General features: G+C 50.0%; 15 protein-coding genes, 17 tRNA genes and 1 rRNA gene. 32 read left to right on the top strand and 1 reads right to left on the bottom strand.

The features are described from left to right. The 19 genes from AC0LWM_RS03665 to AC0LWM_RS03575 form a co-directional block, all read left to right on the top strand. Positions 1-106 (top strand): 23S ribosomal RNA (locus AC0LWM_RS03665); the annotation flags it as partial. 90 nt (positions 107-196) lie between these two features. Further along, positions 197-272: transfer RNA gene (locus AC0LWM_RS03660), tRNA-Asn, on the top strand. Between the two features lie 3 nt (positions 273-275). Further along, a tRNA-Ser gene (locus AC0LWM_RS03655) sits at positions 276-368 on the top strand. A 12-nt stretch (positions 369-380) separates the two neighbouring features. Continuing rightward, a tRNA-Glu gene (locus tag AC0LWM_RS03650) sits at positions 381-455 on the top strand. Between the two features lie 27 nt (positions 456-482). Then, positions 483-558, top strand: a tRNA-Val gene (locus AC0LWM_RS03645). A gap of 11 nt (positions 559-569) precedes the next feature. After that, positions 570-646 (top strand) — tRNA-Met (locus tag AC0LWM_RS03640). A 10-nt stretch (positions 647-656) separates the two neighbouring features. Next, a tRNA-Asp gene (locus AC0LWM_RS03635) sits at positions 657-733 on the top strand. 33 nt (positions 734-766) lie between these two features. Then, positions 767-842, top strand: a tRNA-Phe gene (locus AC0LWM_RS03630). A gap of 16 nt (positions 843-858) precedes the next feature. After that, a tRNA-Thr gene (locus AC0LWM_RS03625) sits at positions 859-934 on the top strand. A 10-nt stretch (positions 935-944) separates the two neighbouring features. Continuing rightward, positions 945-1030: transfer RNA gene (locus AC0LWM_RS03620), tRNA-Tyr, on the top strand. Between the two features lie 13 nt (positions 1031-1043). After that, positions 1044-1117 (top strand) — tRNA-Trp (locus tag AC0LWM_RS03615). A gap of 15 nt (positions 1118-1132) precedes the next feature. Continuing rightward, positions 1133-1208 (top strand) — tRNA-His (locus AC0LWM_RS03610). Between the two features lie 30 nt (positions 1209-1238). Then, positions 1239-1313, top strand: a tRNA-Gln gene (locus AC0LWM_RS03605). Positions 1314-1326: 13 nt separating this feature from the next. Next, positions 1327-1401: transfer RNA gene (locus tag AC0LWM_RS03600), tRNA-Gly, on the top strand. Positions 1402-1413: 12 nt separating this feature from the next. After that, positions 1414-1487 (top strand) — tRNA-Cys (locus tag AC0LWM_RS03595). 12 nt (positions 1488-1499) lie between these two features. Continuing rightward, positions 1500-1588 (top strand) — tRNA-Leu (locus AC0LWM_RS03590). 18 nt (positions 1589-1606) lie between these two features. Then, positions 1607-1683 (top strand) — tRNA-Arg (locus tag AC0LWM_RS03585). A gap of 29 nt (positions 1684-1712) precedes the next feature. After that, positions 1713-1798 (top strand) — tRNA-Leu (locus tag AC0LWM_RS03580). A gap of 191 nt (positions 1799-1989) precedes the next feature. Beyond that, a complete protein-coding gene (locus AC0LWM_RS03575) occupies positions 1990-3189 on the top strand; it encodes an MFS transporter (protein ID WP_474673516.1) in 1200 nt (399 codons plus the stop codon). 115 nt (positions 3190-3304) lie between these two features. On the opposite strand, the gene AC0LWM_RS03570 is transcribed toward AC0LWM_RS03575, so the two are convergent. After that, on the bottom strand, positions 3305-4414 hold the full coding sequence (locus AC0LWM_RS03570) for a GGDEF domain-containing protein (RefSeq protein WP_474673515.1): 1110 nt from the start codon (positions 4412-4414) through the stop codon (positions 3305-3307). 172 nt (positions 4415-4586) lie between these two features. Between AC0LWM_RS03570 and AC0LWM_RS03565 the strand changes: the two genes are divergently transcribed. The 13 genes from AC0LWM_RS03565 (at position 4587) to AC0LWM_RS03505 (ending at position 18752) form a co-directional block, all read left to right on the top strand. Then, on the top strand, positions 4587-5504 hold the full coding sequence (locus AC0LWM_RS03565) for a putative sporulation protein YtxC (RefSeq protein WP_474673514.1): 918 nt from the start codon (positions 4587-4589) through the stop codon (positions 5502-5504). 362 nt (positions 5505-5866) lie between these two features. Beyond that, complete coding sequence (gene thrS, locus AC0LWM_RS03560) at positions 5867-7786, top strand: threonine--tRNA ligase (RefSeq protein ID WP_474673513.1); 1920 nt, start codon at positions 5867-5869, stop codon at positions 7784-7786. 39 nt (positions 7787-7825) lie between these two features. After that, a complete protein-coding gene (gene thrS / locus AC0LWM_RS03555) occupies positions 7826-9763 on the top strand; it encodes a threonine--tRNA ligase (protein WP_474673512.1) in 1938 nt (645 codons plus the stop codon). Positions 9764-9875: 112 nt separating this feature from the next. Beyond that, entirely contained in the window at positions 9876-10511 is a 636-nt protein-coding gene (locus AC0LWM_RS03550; protein ID WP_474673511.1) for a 3D domain-containing protein, read from the top strand. Between the two features lie 142 nt (positions 10512-10653). Further along, a complete protein-coding gene (locus tag AC0LWM_RS03545) occupies positions 10654-11166 on the top strand; it encodes an RNA polymerase sigma factor (RefSeq protein WP_474673510.1) in 513 nt (170 codons plus the stop codon). Between the two features lie 24 nt (positions 11167-11190). After that, complete coding sequence (locus tag AC0LWM_RS03540) at positions 11191-11328, top strand: hypothetical protein (RefSeq protein WP_474673509.1); 138 nt, start codon at positions 11191-11193, stop codon at positions 11326-11328. Positions 11329-11532: 204 nt separating this feature from the next. Next, positions 11533-12477 (top strand): cell wall-active antibiotics response protein LiaF, encoded by a 945-nt coding sequence (gene liaF, locus AC0LWM_RS03535; protein ID WP_474673508.1) that lies wholly within the window; start codon positions 11533-11535, stop codon positions 12475-12477. A 13-nt stretch (positions 12478-12490) separates the two neighbouring features. Next, positions 12491-13516 (top strand): HAMP domain-containing sensor histidine kinase, encoded by a 1026-nt coding sequence (locus AC0LWM_RS03530; protein ID WP_474673507.1) that lies wholly within the window; start codon positions 12491-12493, stop codon positions 13514-13516. A gap of 28 nt (positions 13517-13544) precedes the next feature. Further along, entirely contained in the window at positions 13545-14195 is a 651-nt protein-coding gene (locus AC0LWM_RS03525; RefSeq protein WP_474673506.1) for a response regulator, read from the top strand. A 67-nt stretch (positions 14196-14262) separates the two neighbouring features. Further along, positions 14263-14676, top strand: a complete 414-nt coding sequence (locus tag AC0LWM_RS03520; RefSeq protein ID WP_474673505.1) for a YugN family protein — start codon at positions 14263-14265, stop codon at positions 14674-14676. Between the two features lie 148 nt (positions 14677-14824). Continuing rightward, the gene (locus tag AC0LWM_RS03515; RefSeq protein WP_474673504.1) at positions 14825-16483 is read left to right on the top strand and encodes a S1C family serine protease; all 1659 of its coding nucleotides are present in this window, start codon (positions 14825-14827) and stop codon (positions 16481-16483) included. Between the two features lie 135 nt (positions 16484-16618). Beyond that, on the top strand, positions 16619-17308 hold the full coding sequence (locus tag AC0LWM_RS03510; RefSeq protein WP_474673503.1) for a response regulator transcription factor: 690 nt from the start codon (positions 16619-16621) through the stop codon (positions 17306-17308). A gap of 1 nt (position 17309) precedes the next feature. After that, the gene (locus tag AC0LWM_RS03505; protein WP_474673502.1) at positions 17310-18752 is read left to right on the top strand and encodes a sensor histidine kinase; all 1443 of its coding nucleotides are present in this window, start codon (positions 17310-17312) and stop codon (positions 18750-18752) included. The last annotated feature ends 22 nt before the right edge of the window (positions 18753-18774 follow it).

The following is an 18774-nucleotide window of genomic DNA, read 5'->3' as shown; positions in this document are numbered from 1 at the left end:
TCCCAATTCGTAAGACCCCTCGTAGACGACGAGGTTGATAGGTTCGGGGTGGAAGCGCAGCAATGCGTGCAGCTGACGAATACTAATCGGTCGAGGGCTTAACTAAAAAAAGTCTTGCAAAGGATAAGCATTCGTGGTACAATGATAAACGTTTCGCATCTAGTTTTGAGGGGTGCAACCCCTGAGAATGAGATATTCCCTGATAGCTCAGTTGGTAGAGCACTCGGCTGTTAACCGAGTTGTCACAGGTTCGAGTCCTGTTCGGGGAGCCATTCGGAGAGGTGTCCGAGTTTGGTCGAAGGAGCACGATTGGAAATCGTGTAGGCGTCACAAGCGTCTCGAGGGTTCGAATCCCTCTCTCTCCGCCACTATTATAATAAGGCCCGTTGGTCAAGGGGTTAAGACACCTCCCTTTCACGGAGGTAACAGGGGTTCGAATCCCCTACGGGTCACCACAATATTCTATTATTGCTCAATTGCAAGGACGCTTAGCTCAGCTGGGAGAGCATCTGCCTTACAAGCAGAGGGTCGGCGGTTCGATCCCGTCAGCGTCCACCATTGAAGAATGACGCGGGGTGGAGCAGCCCGGTAGCTCGTCGGGCTCATAACCCGAAGGCCGCAGGTTCAAATCCTGCCCCCGCAACCAAACAACATATGGAGCTGTGGTGTAGAGGCCTAACATGCCTGCCTGTCACGCAGGAGACCGCGGGTTCGAATCCCGTCAGCTCCGCCATTATTGTAAACATTATGGGTGCATACCCATTAAGGCTCGGTAGCTCAGTTGGTAGAGCAGAGGACTGAAAATCCTCGTGTCGGCGGTTCGATTCCGTCCCGAGCCACCATTTGAAAACCTAATATGCCGCTGTAGCTCAACTGGTAGAGCAACTGACTTGTAATCAGTAGGTTGGGGGTTCAAGTCCTCTCGGCGGCACCATGTTTCACATGGAGGATTAGCGAAGTGGCCAAACGCAGCAGACTGTAAATCTGTTCTCTGACGAGTTCGGTGGTTCGAATCCATCATCCTCCACCATTTAATTAAATATAGGGGCATAGTTTAAAGGTAGAACAAAGGTCTCCAAAACCTTTGGTGTGGGTTCAATTCCTGCTGCCCCTGCCAATGAGTTCATATATGGCGGTCGTGGCGAAGGGGTTAACGCACCGGATTGTGGCTCCGGCATTCGGGGGTTCAAGTCCCCTCGATCGCCCCATATTACTCACATTATTACTTGGACAATTGTTGGGGATTAGCCAAGCGGTAAGGCAACGGACTTTGACTCCGTCATTCCAAGGTTCGAATCCTTGATCCCCAGCCATTATTTCTAACATGCGGACGTGGCTCAGCGGTAGAGCATCGCCTTGCCAAGGCGAGGGTCGCGGGTTCGATTCCCGTCGTCCGCTCCATTATCTTAACATGGCGCCATAGCCAAGTGGTAAGGCAGAGCTCTGCAAAAGCTTTACCCCCAGTTCGAGTCTGGGTGGCGCCTCCACTTTCCAAATGAGCCGGAGTGGCGGAATCGGCAGACGCACAGGACTTAAAATCCTGCGGTAGGTGACTACCGTACCAGTTCAAGTCTGGTCTTCGGCACCATGTGTTTCATTTGAATATGTGCCCTTAGCTCAGCCGGATAGAGCGTTTGACTACGAATCAAAAGGTCAGGAGTTCGAATCTCTTAGGGCACGCCATTTTTCTTCTAGCAGTACCAAATTCAATTGCCGGTGTGGCGGAATGGCAGACGCGACGGACTCAAAATCCGTTTTCTGAGAGGAAGTGGGGGTTCGAGTCCCTTCACCGGCACCACTCAAAATCAACGAAGTCGAATGTACCTAGTACATCGGCTTTTTTTGTTTTATACAGCTTTTTGAGCCGATACGCCGTGACGAAGATTGTTGTACGAAACAGGCATATTTTTATGCTAACGCGGAATCAACGATTGTGATATGATGAGGAAAGTTTGACATTCGGGGATTACGGGGAGATCGAGTGCAACTATGGGGCTACCGGGCGAGCTTAAGCGACTATTGTGGATGAATGTGGTTAGCCAAATTATTTTTATCTATATCGGAATCTTCGTGAACTTGTATATTTGGGAGCAAGGCCATCGAATTTTCGATGTCTCTTGGTTCAATTTTTCCTTGTTTTTGACATGGGGCTTTGCTTTTGCAATTGGGGCTCGTCTGCTTCATGGCTGGTCGATCCGTCTCTTGTTCGCGATATCAGCTATATCCGGTGGAGTCGCTTTCCTGCTGTTGTTCTTCCTCCATCTGGACAATCGGATGTTATGGATTTTGCTGATCGGAATTCCGGTTGGATCCATGTGGGGGTTTTTCTCCTGTGCGCAAAACTTAAGCTTGTCTTTGTTCGGCAAGGGGAAAGATTTTGAAAATTATTTCGCGCTAACGAGTACGATCGGACAAATCTTGAACGTCACGGTGCCGATTTTGTCCGCGGTGATCGTCCAATACTTCGGTTATGCCGGTTCGTTTATATTCATGCTTGTTTTTATCCTATGCATGCTGTCCGTATCGCAATTGCTGCCGGTATTATCATTGAAGGGCCGGCAGAGTCAGGACCAAGATAAGATTTGGATGCAAGAAATGAGCTACCATCGCGTTTTCTACAAGCCATCGTTGCGATGGATGGTACCCTCTTGTCTTGCGGCTGGCATATTCCTGCAATTTCAGGGGTTATTCGCCCTATTGTTCACGTTTAATGTAACGAATGACAAGCTGCTGATTGCGCTGTTGAATACCCTTTATACGGTTTGTTCGTTAGGTGCCTTATATCTATTCCGCAAGGTTCATTGGCAAGCCAAAACTTGGCTACTGCTCGGGATGATCTTGTTATCCATTGGGTTTACCATACTCGTATTTCCTTCTAAGTCGATCTTCATTATTTCGAACGTCCTGACGACGGTCGGAATGTTCTATTATACGATGCAATGGAATGCACAGCACTTTCGGGTGGTCAGTACCTCTCCTGCGATCGTACAGGCCAAAATTCTCGTTTGGCGCGAATGTTTGCTTGTCGTATCGCGTTGCGTGCTGCTGCTGTGCGTTTTGCCGATGCAACATTTTGGTGGCGCCATATTTATCGTCTTAATCGCTTTAACCATGGCATGCATTGTCTCGATCCTATATTTTCAGAAGAGGAGCATCTCTGCTTTGGGGGAAGAGACGTCACAAACATAATTCTACGGCGATTGCCAAGCATTTGTCGGCGCAATTGAGCCGAACTGGCTAGGCTTCATACTACAAAAGACTGTTGACTTCGAATGAACGAAGTTGACAGTCTTTTTTGATACGGCTATGTTACATCATAGATCTCGTCAGCTTGCTGCGTACGCACCGTCTTGTTCTTACCGCTTCGTTTGGCAAAATATAGCGATGCGTCCGCGCTCTTGAATAACATCTCCTTGCCTTCGCCGCGCACGTATTCGTGCAGACCGACGCTGACGGTGACGAATTGATCATCGAGTTCCTCATGGGGGGTTACGGCAATCGTCTCGCGAATCGACTCCACGAGGGCGAATACTTGCTCAGGCACTTTCTCCGTAAAAATAATAACGAATTCTTCTCCGCCGTACCTGGCTGCAAAGTCGTTCGGACTGATCAGGGAACGAATGATATCCGCCACTCTGCGCAAAACGATGTCGCCGGCATGGTGACCGTACGTATCGTTAATTCCTTTGAAATTATCGATATCAATCACGGCGAGTGAAATAGGAAAATCGTTCGATTCGCTTTGTTCAACAAGCTTCTCCAAATATTCATGGAACGTAATATGGTTGTACAGCTCCGTCAGAGCGTCGGTTTTGACGATTTTGTCCATCAGCACCGTCTTGACCAACAATTCCTGATTGGATTCAAAGGAAGAACGAAGCATGTCCAAAAGCTCCGTACCGCGGTTCATCAATCCTAAAGTGAGGAAAAAGTAGCTGACAATGAGCGTGGCGATCGTCAGGAGGCCGATAAGCGATATGTTCTCCTGAATGACAGGATGGAACGTATAGATGCCGATCAGAGAAAGCAGGCTGGTTGCAAGTGCGAAGTAGACTTTTCGTTTCTGATAATAATACGTTGCGATAATAATCGGAAAAAAGAGCAGAAACAATAAATAAGATACTTCCGTATGCACCGAGATCAATGTAATGGACATTCCGATCGCCGTCAGAATAATGACATAATCATGATAACGGCGCAATTGCCGCAGAAGCAGCTCCGCACCGATGAGCAGCGTTAGTTCTATACAGGCCGGCCTTATAATGTAAACGGTTAAAAAGATCTTGAAATCATCTTTCGTTACCATAAAGAAACAACATTCCAAAACGATTGTAACCGCAAACAGAATCCAGTAGCCGTTCATCAGCTTGCGATTCCAGCGTCGTTGATTTTGCGAAAGGGTTTGATTCATCATCGAAAGTTCACTCCGCTTTCCAGATCATTGCTATTTTATCATAACATGAAATTGTGAACGGCATCATTAATTTAATTTATTAAGCCGTTACATTTTGTTTCCACACTCGTCGCTGTATATCTGTTTCTAACCCGCCATATACTGAATAAGGAACAGAAAGGAGTGATACGGGGTGGAACTGTTTACGATCTCGATGATGAATCATCCTGCAAACGATGTTGAAAAGCTGCTTGCGCATATAGAGCGGAATTTTGCCGATTTACATACGATCGAAGGCATCGCGTTTGACTCTGTAGTCGGACATGCAAGAACCGATATTCGGTTTACAAGCCAATCACCCGGTTTCTCGTATAAGCAATCGGCGCCACAAGTGTTTCAAACCGCTGCGCAGGCGCTGGCCGACTATATGATCGCCGAACAGGAATCGGCGATAATCCGTAAAATCATCGTGAAGGAATACGACTACAAGGCGAAGGAAGAAATCGATAAAATCGAGACGTATTGTTCGCAGTTATTGGACAATACCGGAGAGGAATCGTCTCTACCCGACAACAGAAGCCGCAGAAGAGCAAAGCTGCAAACAGCGTTCAACCGCTATCTGGAATATAATACGCTGCTTAACGTCGAAGGGTTTATACGTTTTCGATTGGAACATTACGTGGACGAACTGCGGGAAGTCGTCGAATATGCGATTGACGAGTATATATTGGACAAACAGTATCAAGATTTTATCGCATTGCTGAAGTATTTCGTTTATATCCAGGATGCGAAAATTCCGGTTGCCCATCTCATGCATAAAGGCGACCACGAATTCGTGATGCTTAACGAGGAGCTGAGCCCAATCGAAACGAAGCAAGTGGACAGCTTTGTCGTGGAAATGATCGATAAGGAAATCAACTACGAGGATATGATCGTCAGCACGCTCATCACGGTTTCGCCGCAGAAGGTCTACATCCATACGCGACAGCCGGAGATGCAGGTCATCAAGACAATTCGGCAAATTTTCGAAGATCGAGCCGAGTTGTGCGTATATTGCGCCTCGTGCAAGCCGATACTTGGGGACAAGGCCAATTTGTTGACACAATCCTGATACGGAGATATAATATATGTTAATTTACTGAATACAACAGCGATGATCAAAGACATGGATCGTTGACCGATCTGCCCAGAGAGAGGAAAGATTGCTGAAATTTCCTTCAGACGCGGCGGCGCATTTACCCCTTTGTAGCTGTGAAGATGAAGCCGGTGGCATGAGTGACTGATTGTCCGCAGCGGTAGTAATCTTCACCGGGAATTCCCGTTACAGAATGCTAAGAGGATCATTGTCGACGTTTCAAGAGCAATGAATTGAATTAGGGTGGAACCACGAGCCGCAGCGCACTCGTCCCTTCATGGGATGATGCGCTGTTTTTTGTTGTTACCAATTGGTTCGCGGGAGAGGTGATTGTTGCAATGGCGGTAAAAATTACGCTGTCGGACGGCGCGGTAAGAGAGTACGAAGCAGGCAGCACAATCGAAGACGTTGCGGGCTCGATTAGCCCGGGTCTAAGAAAAAATGCGGTAGGCGGCAAAGTGAACGGCAAAGCCGTGGACTTGTATTATCCGCTGGAAGCCGATGCGGCGGTTGAAATCGTGACGCTGGACGGCAAAGAAGGGTTAGAGCTGTATCGGCACAGCACGGCGCATTTGATGGCGCAAGCGATCAAGCGGCTATACGGGCAACAAGCGGTAAAGCTTGGCATCGGACCGGTCATCGAAGACGGTTTTTATTACGATATCGATATTGCAACTCCGTTAACGCCTGAAGATCTGACGAAGATCGAGAAGGAAATGGAGAAAATCGCAAACGAAAATTTGGCGATTCGCCGCCGCGAAGTGAGCCGCGAAGAAGCAACGCGAATTTTCACCGAGCTCGAAGATAACCTCAAGCTGGAGCTAATCCGTGATTTGCCGCAGGATTCGGTCATTACGCTGTACGATCAAGGCGAGTTCTTCGACTTATGCCGCGGCCCGCATCTGCCGTCCACAGGCAGGATTAAGGCGTTCAAGCTGCTGAGCGTAGCGGGCGCATACTGGCGGGGCGATTCGAACAACAAGGTGCTGCAGCGTATTTACGGCACGGCTTTTCCGAAAAAAGCCGACCTCGACGAGCATCTGCACATGCTGGAGGAAGCGAAAAAACGCGATCATCGCAAACTCGGCAAAGAACTGAAGCTGTTTATGTTTTCGGAGGAAGCGCCAGGCATGCCGTTTTATTTGCCGAACGGCATGATCATACGCAATGAGCTGGAAAGCTTCTCTCGCGAAATCCAGAAGCAGCGGCATTACCAAGAGGTAAGAACGCCTTTTATGATGAACCAGAGAATGTGGGAGCAATCGGGGCATTGGGATCATTACCATGAAAACATGTATTTTACCGAAGTGGATGATTCGAGGTTTGCGCTCAAGCCGATGAACTGCCCGGGCCATATGCTCATTTACAAAAACAATTTGCACTCGTACCGGGACTTGCCGATCCGAATCTCCGAGTTCGGCCAGGTGCACCGCCATGAGTTTTCCGGCGCATTAAACGGGATGATGCGCGTGCGGACGTTTTGCCAGGACGACGCCCATTTGTTCGTCCGCCCCGATCAAATCGAAGATGAGATCGGCAAAGTTATTGAACTGATCGCCGATATGTACCGCGTATTCGGGTTCGAATACCGAATCGAGCTATCCACGCGTCCGGAGGATTCGATGGGTTCGGAGGAATTATGGGATGAGGCCGAACGAGCGCTGCAGCAAGTGCTCGACAGCCGGAATATTCCGTACCGGATCAACGAAGGCGATGGCGCGTTTTACGGGCCGAAGATCGACTTCCATATCCTCGATGCGCTCAAGCGAAGCTGGCAGTGCGGTACGATTCAGCTTGATTTTCAAATGCCGGAAAAGTTCGACTGCACGTATATCGACGAAAACAACCAGAAGCAGCGCCCGGTTGTCATCCACCGTGCGATATTCGGCTCCATTGACCGATTCATCGGCATTTTGACAGAGCACTACGCCGGTGCGTTCCCGTTGTGGCTTGCTCCGGTGCAGGCGAAGGTCATTCCGGTTTCCGGGTTGTTCGACGCTTATGCCGCCGAAGTCATGAAGCAATTGCAAGAAGCAGGCATTCGCGCCGCCGGCGATTTCCGCAACGAAAAAATGGGCTACAAAATCCGCGAAGCGCAGCTGGAGAAAACGCCTTATATGCTCGTTGTCGGAGAGCAGGAAGTGCAGGCGCGCACGGTTTCGGTGCGCACGCGAAGCGAAGGGGACCTAGGGTCGTCGTCCGTGGATGACATCGTAAGGCGATTAAACGAACAAATTCAACTCAAACAATTCAACTAACAATTAAACTAACAATTAAACTAAAAGGAGCAATTAAAGATGTCGATCAAAGTAACTTTACCAGACGGCGCAGTGCGCGAATACGAAGCAGGCGCAACGATCGAAGACGTGGCGGGTTCCATTAGCTCAGGTTTGAAAAAAAATGCGGTAGGCGGCAAAGTAAACGGCAAAGTCGTCGACTTATATTATCCGCTGGAAGCCGATGCGGCGGTTGAAATCGTAACGCTGGACAGCAAGGACGGCCTGGAGCTGTATCGTCATAGCACGGCCCATCTTATGGCGCAAGCGATCAAACGCTTGTACGGACAAAAAGCGGTGAAGCTTGGCATCGGGCCGGTCATCGAGGACGGTTTCTATTACGATATCGATATCGAAACGCCGTTAACGCCTGAAGATCTGGTCAAGATCGAAAAGGAAATGGAGAAAATCACAAACGAAAACTTGGCGATCCGCCGCCGTGAAGTAAGCCGTGAGGAAGCAACGCGCATCTTCACCGAGCTGGAAGACAATTTGAAGCTGGAACTGATCCGCGATTTGCCGCAGGATTCGGTCATTACGCTGTATGATCAAGGCGAGTTCTTCGATTTGTGCCGCGGGCCGCACTTGCCTTCTACCGGGAAAATCAAGGCGTTCAAGCTGCTGAGCGTCGCAGGCGCCTACTGGCGGGGCGATTCGAAGAACAAGATGCTGCAGCGCATTTACGGCACCGCGTTTCCGAAAAAAGCCGATCTCGACGAGCATCTTCGTCTTCTGGAGGAAGCGAAAAAACGCGACCACCGCAAATTGGGCCGCGAGCTGAAAATTTTCGGCTTCTCGCGCGAGGTAGGCCAAGGGCTTCCGCTCTGGCTGCCGAATGGCGCGAAACTGCGCCGCACGATGGAGCGTTACATCGTCGACCTGGAAGAGCGTCTGGGCTATCTGCACGTGTATACGCCGGTTTTGGCGAACGTGGAGCTGTACAAAACGTCCGGTCACTGGGATCATTATCATGAAGACATGTTCCCGAAAATGGTCATGGACAATGAGGAGCTTGTCCTTCGTCCGATGAACTGCCCGCACCATATGATGGTGTACAAAAACGAAATGCATAGCTACCGCGACTTGCCGATCCGCATCGCCGAGCTTGGCACGATGCACCGGTACGAGATGTCCGGGGCCTTGACGGGCCTGCATCGCGTACGCGCGATGACACTGAACGACGCGCATATTTTCTGCCGTCCGGATCAAATCAAAGAGGAATTTGCCCGCGTGATCAACTTGATTCGTCAAGTCTATGCGGATTTCGGCATTACGGAATATCGTTTCCGCTTGTCGTACCGCGATCCGCAAGATACGGAGAAGTACTTCCAGAACGACGAGATGTGGGAAATGTCGCAGCGGATGCTGCGCGAGGTCGTCGAGGAGCTCGGCCTGCCGTTCTTCGAAGCGGAAGGCGAAGCGGCGTTCTACGGACCGAAGCTGGACGTACAGATCAAGACGGCGCTCGGCAAAGAAGAAACGCTGTCGACCGCGCAGCTCGACTTCCTGCTGCCTGAACGCTTCGAGCTGGAATATGTCGGCGACGACGGCAAAAAGCATCGTCCTGTCGTCATTCACCGGGGCATTATCAGCACGATGGAGCGCATGACGGCATTCCTGCTCGAGAACTTCGCCGGGGTGCTGCCGCTCTGGCTGTCGCCGGTACAAGCGCGGATCATCCCGGTATCGAACCAGTTCGAAGGCTATGTGAACGAAGTGACGGAGAAGCTGCTCGCAGCGGGCATTCGTGCCGAGGCGGACCATCGTAATGAGAAGCTGGGCTACAAAATCCGCGAGGCGCAGCTGGAGAAGGTTCCGTACATGTTCGTCGTCGGAGAAAACGAAGTAAACGCGGGGACATTGTCCGTCCGCAAACGTGGAGAAGGCGACCTCGGAGCGCAAAGCGTGGCCGATGTCATCGCGCTTCTGACCGAAGAAATCCGCAGCAAAAAAATATAAATTCAACCCGGACGGCACAGGCCCTTTATAATGGCTTGCTGCCGTCCTTTTTTTTCAAGCGTATATTTCCAAAAGCATCTGGGCATCCTTCTCATTAGGGAGGGGAAACCAAATGTTAGCAAATCTCAGTGCATTTCCGAAATGGATCGCATTATGTTTGTTGCTGTTTTTTATGATGACGGTATTTGGGCCCATGCAAGAGACGGTTTATTCCAAAGGAGCTACAACGGCGTCCGGGCAGACAAATGAGCCTACTGCCAAACCGCCAAGCAAAACGGCTAATGCAAAGTCGGCCAAGGCGACCTCGCAAGCTGTTCCGGTCAGTCTGGCCATGTTAGCCAAGCCGATGTCCATCGCCAAGGTAACGGCTACCGGTTATTATGCCGGCGTCGAATCGACGGGCAAAAATCCGGGGCATAAGGAATACGGCATTACGTATTCCGGCGTAAAAGTTCGCCGAAGCCATGTCTCAACAATAGCTGCGGATTTGAAAGTGTTCCCTTTAGGAACGATCATGTATATACCGGGTTACGGCTACGGTATCGTCGCGGATAAAGGCGCGGCGATCAAAGGCAAAAAAATCGATTTGTATTTTGAAACGAAAAAGCAAGTGTACACAAATTGGGGCAAGAAAAAAGTGAATGTCATCGTCCTCAAGAAGGGCGAGGGCAAAGTAACCGAGAAGCTCATGAATCAGTTGAATGATTTGGTAGGAGCTCAGAAACGCCCATCTTCGAATTTCGTATAAACCAAGAACCAGTCATGATAAATCAGACAATGGCCTTACGCCAGAAGTCTGATTTTTTATTATTAGAACGGATGTTACAATAAAGTAAACATAAGTAAATTAATCCGCAAGCCGCCATCTTAAGAAAGCGAGGAATTTGATAATGAATCGGACCTCTCTAAACGATAATTTGTATGCCGAATTGTACGATCAAATGTTTCGGGTCGCTTACCGAAGAGTTCGCAATCGAATCGATGCGCTGGATGTGGTGCAGGAATCGTGGGTAAAAATTTTATGCAGCCTCGATACGCTGAAGGATCAGTCGAAGCTGCGGCATTGGGCGAATGTGATCGCCGCCAATACGGCCGTTAATTTCGTGAAACGCAAAATCATGCGAAGCTCTTGTGCATTCGATGAAGTTATTTCCGACCGTTTGCCGGCGGATATAGGCGATATGGGGCTGAAGCTTGAAATGGTTGAAGTGATGGAGCGGCTGGATCAGCTAACGCGGACGATGTTCTTAAGCAAATATGTTTATGGATACAAGGATGATGAAATCGCCTTGGCGATGCGGATTCCGGTAGGGACGGTCAAGGCTAGAATACACCGCGGCAAGGCGCGGCTCAGAGGGATCTTTAACGAGGATTTGTATAAAAAGGCTCAGCCCTTCAAATGATATGGGAAGGGGAGGTGAGTCCAAGTGGCTAAAAACAAGAACAAAGCGAACAACAACAACAACAATAACAACCAATTCAATGCTGAATTTGCGGAAGAAGTAGCTGCGAAGAACGCGAAAAAAGCTGCTCAAACTTCAGCTTCGGAAAACGTAAATAAGTAATACGAATGTTCACATAAGCGCATTAGCGAGGAGATCCAAGCGATCTCCTCTTTTATTTATTTCAATTTATATCAATTTACTGGTTGGAATTTACAAGTGTATCGGTCTCGAGACGGATAAGCAATTCAACCTCACGACGCTTTCGAACAAGCCGATAATCCGTTACACTGGTATCATACAAAATAGTTGTTGGAGGAAACGAGTATGGACAGAAATTTTTTCGGGCGTTTCTCGTGGGGACTTCTGCTCGTTGCCATCGGGGTCCTGTTCTTATTGAATCAAGCCGATCTGATTACGATCGATATTGGAGAGATCATCCGCGTTTATTGGCCGGTTATCCTCATACTTATCGGGCTTCGGGGATTGATGTTTCAAGGAAAGCATTACGGCGATGGGAGCGGTTCGTTTTTCGGGAGTTCGATCGTTCTATTGATCGGTGCGTTTTTTCTGCTTAAAAATTTGGACTTGGTGACCTGGTCGTTCGGCGACTTGTTCCGTTATCTTGTTCCGATCATTCTCATTCTCTTCGGTTTAAAGGCGATATTCAGCCCCGGAAGAAGACGAGGCCATTGGAATAACGGAGGATGGAATAACGGAAACGGCAGCGGCAGCGGAAGCGGAAGCTGGAGCAATCCCGTGCATTGGGATCCGAACACGCCGCCTCCGCCGGCGGATCCGTTGGAGGGCACGAAGCCGCAGCAGCCGAACCATCAAGCGAAGCAAGATAAATATGCCAAGCATCATGGAAGCAGTTGGTCGAACGGCAGGGATTCGTTTAATAAATCCGGTTTTATCGGCGACGTTCATCTTGGCCATGACTACTGGGAGCTTAAGCCTTCGAATATTTCGCATTTCATCGGCGATACGTTCCTTGATTTGACGAAAGCGCAAGTTCCGTTCGGCGAAACGAAAATTACGATTTCTTCTTTTATCGGCGATGTCAAAGTAATTGCCCCGAACGATCCGGAAGTCGGCATTCACGTCGTATCGAGCGCTTTTCTGGGCGACACCCGGGTGTTCGACCGCCATACCGGCGGGATGTTCAAAAGCACGAACTCGGAATCCCCGTTCTACGCCGACGCACCCAAAAAAATCCGCATCGTCGCAAGCGCCTTTATCGGCGACGTATCGGTAACGAGGGTCGGGTGAACAAACGCGGCATATGATTAAAATATGGAAAAATATGATGAACATGAAATGGGAGCTGCTCTCCTATTTCTTTATTTCACAAATGTTGATTTTGTTCGTCCTGTTCGTCGAATGGTTGTATTTCGCCGAGGCGCTCACGCTGCGGGAGCAGGTCATCAGTTACGTCGTCATTATCGTCGTTGTGGGCATGGCTGTCGGTTATTTCGCGGCGCAAAACGCGCAGCGGAAGGTCGATACGCTGCATCTCGCCATCCTGCAGCTGTCCAAGGGCAATCTGACAAGCAGGATCAATGCGGACAGCAATGATTCGTTCGGGCGGATCTACCATGACTTTAACAATATGGCGGCGACGCTGGAAAACAAAGTGAAAATGCTCCAGAAGCTCAGCGAAGAAGATGTGATGAATCAAGGCGAGGTCGTGGAGTCGGCGGTGCTGGAAGAGCGCCGCCGATTGGCGCGCGATTTGCACGATACGGTTAGCCAGCAGCTTTTTGCCATTCATATGTCGGCATCGTCGATGCCGAAAATTTTGGAGCGGGATATCGAGGTGGCCAAACAGGTGCTGGAACAGCTGATCCAGATGTCGTATCATGCCCAGAAACAAATGCGAGGTCTCATCGCGCAGCTCCGCCCTTTGGAATTGGAAGGAAAATCGCTTACGGACGCGCTTGATAAATGGTTTCCCGATTATTGCCGGCAGAACGGCCTGCAAGGAAGCTTGGAGACGAACGTTCATGGCGGCATTTCCGAGGCGAAGGAGCATCAGCTATTCCTTATTATTCAGGAAGCGATGGCGAACGTCGTAAAGCACGCCGCGGCGAAGCAAGTCGTATTGTCCATGAACGAAATGGAGCACCAGTACGTCTTATCGATCAGCGATGACGGCAAAGGGTTTCAACGTTCCGCCGAACCGGCTTCGTACGGATTATCGACGATGCGCGAGCGAGCGCAGAAGCTGGGCGGGGATACGGAAATTTTCTCGAAGCCCGGTTCGGGAACGCGGATCAAGGTAACGATTCCGAAGTTTGAAGAAGCCTAATTTTGTCAACAATAGAAGGAGAATGAACATGTCGAATTCGATAAAAGTCATGATCGTCGACGATCATGATATGGTACGTTTGGGTTTGAAAACGTATTTGATGCTAGAACCGAGCATCAGCGTGATCGGCGAAGCGGGCAACGGCAAGGAAGCTCTTAAGATGCTGGAGCAAGGATTCGAGGCGGGCATGCCCGACATTATCCTGATGGACATGATGATGCCCGAGATGAATGGCATTGAAGCGACACGCGAAGTCGTGCGGCTATATCCGGGCATGAAGGTCATTATTTTGACGAGTTTTCTCGAGGATGAAAAGGTGTTTCAAGCGGTGGAAGCGGGAGCGGTCAGCTACGTGCTCAAAACCGTATCCGCAGAAGAGCTTGTTTATGCGCTGCAAGGAGCCAGCCGAGGAATGCCCGTCATGAGCGGGGATGTATCTCAGGCACTCACGCGAGGCATCCGGATCCGAACGGCGCAAGGAGAAGACGAAGGCTTGACCGAAAGGGAGAAAGAAGTGCTTCTGCTTATCGCTGACGGCAAGACGAACAAAGAGATCGCGGACGAGCTGCATATCAGCATTAAAACGGTCAAAACGCACGTCAGCAACCTGCTGATGAAATGCGAGCTGGAGGACCGTACGCAGCTGGCGATATTCGCCCATCGTAAAGGATGGGCCTAATTCATACATACAAAGGCGATTTATGGCGCACGCTATTCGAAAATAGACAGAAGGAGCGTGTAACGCCATGATTCCGTTGCATTCCGAAATTCAAAGCAAAGAACATGAGTACGGCATCATTCGAACGTATTTAGAGAAGCACGACTTTACCGTCGGCGGCAATTGGGAGTACGACCGGGGTTTTTTTGACATGAATCTTGATGCGGAACAGAAAGTGTGGCTGCGGCTGCCGTTTGAAGTGACGAACGGCGTCATCGATCGTGAAGCCGATCATCTTCATGCCAAAATTAGGATGGGACAGCCGTTTGTGCTCAAGCATGTCTACAACGAAGGGCTCGATACCGAAGCGAAGGCGCGGATGCTCGGCGCTTTGTTCGATCAATTCCAGGAACCGACCGACAAAGATGCGGACGTAGAGCCGCATTGGGTCGATGAAGCCAAAAGGCATCTGCGCGAGGTGGAGCGGCAATTTCCGCAATAATCTGAGCAGGTAGATACGCAATACCTCCATGTGTACAATGTTTTATCTCCTTTTTAATTCGCTTTAAGGTTCGTTTAAGGTTATTGGTGCATGATTGGAGACATAACAGCAGTACAACAGTACATGGAGTTCATGGGAGGTATACGCGATGGAAGATCATAAACGCGATCATGACGATTTTCAGAATACAAACGAGCCAAGCCGTAAAGAGCACGAGCACGAGCAAGAGCAGCAATCGGCCGGCGACGAATTGAATACGGTTCAAGGCACAGACTCAACGGCCCAAGCGGCAAGACCTTCGTATTATTACTCGTATGGACCGTTCAAATCGGTAGGCAGCGAGAACGTTACCGGAAGTGCCGGTACGGAGCGGCCGATCCAAGAGGAAGAGCGCGACACGGTGGAAATGACGGCGCCGCGGCCGGTCAAACCGCTGGCGATCGGTCCGGAGCCGATGCAGAACCCATATTCCGCACCGAACCCGAATCCGCTAGGACAGTGGGAGTACAATCAGAAAGCCAAAAAGAAAAGCTCCTTCGTGCCTATCGTCTCTTCGTTTCTTGCCGGCATGCTCGTCATAAGCGGACTCATGTTTGCTTCGGACCGGATGAATTTGTTCACCTCCAAGGAAGCGATCAGTCAATCGGGCGGCGGTTCCGATTCGGGAGTTAAAGTATCGGCTAATGCCGGTGGCGGCGGTACGGTGAATACGGCGGCTGACGTCGTACGTCCGAACAATATTGCGCAGATTGCGGATATGGCGAGCCCGGCGGTTGTCAAGATCGATACGTATGTGAAGCAAAGCTCGCAGCGGAGCCAGGGCGGCGGATCCATCTTCGACGACCCGTTCTTCCGCCAGTTTTTCGGCGACGACGGCTCTTCCGACGATCAGCAGCAACAACAACAGCAAAAAGATTCGAGCGGCTCACTGACGCCGAACGGTCTTGGGTCCGGCTTTATTTTCGATAAATCGGGCTACATTCTAACGAACCAGCACGTCATTGCTGACGCGGACCAAATCGAAGTTACGGTGCAAGGCTATACGAAGCCGTTTAAAGCCAAACTGCTTGGTTCCAGCTTCGACTTGGACTTGGCGGTATTAAAGATCGAGGGAGATAAAGATTTTGCGACGCTCAAGCTAGGCAAATCGAACGATTTGAGCATCGGCGATTGGGTCGTAGCGATCGGCAACCCGTATGGCTTCGATCACACGGTTACTGTCGGCGTATTGAGCTCCAAGGAACGGTCGATTCCGATTGCCGACGGCAACAAGCAGCGCAACTACCAGCATTTGCTGCAAACCGACGCTTCCATTAATCCGGGCAACTCCGGCGGACCGCTGATCAACCTTAACGGGGAAGTTATCGGGATCAATACGGCGGTGAGCACGCAAGCGCAAGGGATCGGCTTCGCGATTCCGACGAGCACGATCGACCAGGTGCTGGACGCGTTGATTAAGAATAAAGAAATTCCGAAAGAGCCTTCTCCGTTCATCGGCGCGGAATTGGTCAATCTGACGGATGTCGATAGCGCATGGCTGAAACGGCTGAAGCTCGATAACTCCGATGGCGCGCTTGTGAAAGAAGTGTATTTTAACTCGCCTGCATTCGAGGCCGATCTTCGCCAATATGACGTGATTTACGGTATTAACGGGACCAAATACAAAACCAAAGAAGAATTAATCGCGCAAATCCAAAAATCGAAAGTCGGCGACACGCTGACGTTGAACATTATTCGCAGCGGCAAGCAAAAAGAGATTGCAGTTACGGTCGGGGACAAAAACAAGTTCAATGACGGACAGCAATAAAAGCTTTGCGCACAATAAGCTCTTTGTGGAGAAGGAAGTGGATGATAGCGGCTGCCGCTGATCCGCTTCCTTTTTTCGTTATTATTTCTTACAATTATGATAGGTACTGTTTTTGAAAGGAAGGGGATTGCATTGATGAGAGAAAAGATACTGGTTATCGACGACGACGAAAAAATTACATCGCTGCTGCGCCGCAGCTTGGCTTTTGAAGGATATAGCGTAACGACCGCGAACAACGGTCTGGAAGGTTTGAAAAAAATGCTGGAGGACGAGCCTCATCTCATCATCTTGGATGTCATGATGCCGCAGGTCGACGGCTGGGAAGTGTGCCGCCGCGTACGTGAAGCGGGCAGCGAAGTGCCGGTGATGATGCTGACCGCCAAGGATGAAATCACGGATCGGGTCAAAGGGCTCGATCTCGGTGCGGACGATTATATGGTGAAGCCGTTTGCGCTGGAAGAGCTGCTGGCGCGCGTTCGCGCTTTGTTGCGGAGGAAGGTGGAGAAGGCTGAACAGCCATCCAATCGGATCGTGTTCGAAGATATCGTGCTTGATCTTGATTCGCGTGAAGTCATCCGTGCCGGTGCAGTCATTGAACTGACGACCAAAGAGTTCGAACTGCTGTACCTGTTCATGCAAAATCCGAAGCGGGTATTGTCCCGCGATATCATTATGGAGAAAATTTGGGGCTACGACTACAGCGGGGAGTCCAACGTGCTGGAGGTTTATATTGCGATGCTTCGCCAAAAAACGGAGGAGTATGGCGGGAAGCGAATCATCCAGACGGTACGCGGCGCCGGGTACGTGTTGAGAGGGGAATCCTGACATGTCGATCCGGCTGCGGCTGACTTTGTGGTACTCGGGCATCGTTGCGCTGACGCTGCTGGTGTTTGGTACGGTGCTTTATTTTTCGCTTCAGTATTTTATTATGGGAAGCTTGAAAGACAGTTTAAAAAACTATGCTGCCGAGCTAGACCCAAAAGCACGAGTCAATTGGGACGATTTAAGAATTAGTGCAGACGGGTATAATCGTGTAAAAGATAATCAATATATCGTTCAGCTTGTCAATTATTACAACGGAAAAATCCAGCAATCGGATAATATATTAAACAGCGGTTACCAGATACCATATCCCAAAAATATGGAGGATGCAAAAGAAGGATATTTTAGAAGCAATTTTGGTCAATATCCATTAATTGTATATAATTACCCCATACAAATAAAAAATGTAACGGTGGGGTTGCTTCAAGTTGGTGTTATATCGGAAACAACAGATAACTTCTTTAAAATTTTGATTAATGTATTGATTTCCGTTTCGGTGCTTACGGTTCTTATTGCATTTACATTCGGACTGTTTCTTGCTCGCAAAGCGCTCCAACCGATCGACAGCGTCATCGCCGCGGCGAGACAAATCGAGAAGGGCGCCGACCTCGACAACCGCATCTTATATGACGGGCCGAATGATGAGATCGGCCAATTGGTCAGAACGCTCAACGGGATGTTGTCGCGGATCGAGACGGTCTATAACGAGCTCGACGACGCTTACACCGCGCAGCGGCGGTTCGTCTCCGACGCTTCGCACGAGCTGCGTACGCCGCTTACGACGATTCGCGGCAATGTTGATTTGCTGGAGAAGATGTGGGCGAATGCCGCGGCGCAAATCGATATGTCCGACGAAAGCAAAAAAGAAATGTCGCTGGAAGCGATGCGCGATATCGCCGACGAAGCGAGACGGATGAGCCGTCTCGTGAACGACTTGTTATCGCTGGCTCGGGCCGATGCCGGACAAACGATGGAGAAGGTGCCGGTCGAATTGAAGCCGCTTGTGGAGGAAGTCGTGCGGAGGGCGCAGTTCCTGCCGAGAAAGGCGGACTGGATTACCGGCGATTTGAGCGCACTCGACGGCGTTACCGTTCAGGGCAACAAAGATTATTTGCAGCAGCTGCTGTTCATCTTTATCGAAAACGGATTTAAATATACGCCGCATGGGTATGTGAAGCTGGATGCGCTCATGCGCGGCGGACAAATCGGCATTCGGATCAGCGACACCGGGATCGGCATGGATAAAGGCGAAGTGCCGCATATTTTCGAAAGATTCTACAGGGCTGACGTTTCACGCGGAGTGACGGCGGGGACCGGACTTGGCTTGTCGATCGCCAAATGGATTATTGACGAGCACGGGGGCTCGATTGAAGTGATGACGCGCAAGGATGAAGGGTCCATTTTTGTGATCTGGCTTCCGGTCGGTTTCCAACTGAACGCTCCATGAGGTATAATGGAAAAGAACGATA

The organism is Paenibacillus sp. sgz302148, from assembly GCF_056120465.1.
The sequence above is the reverse complement of the archived record's forward strand: the minus strand, read 5'-3'. Positions and strand labels throughout refer to the sequence as shown.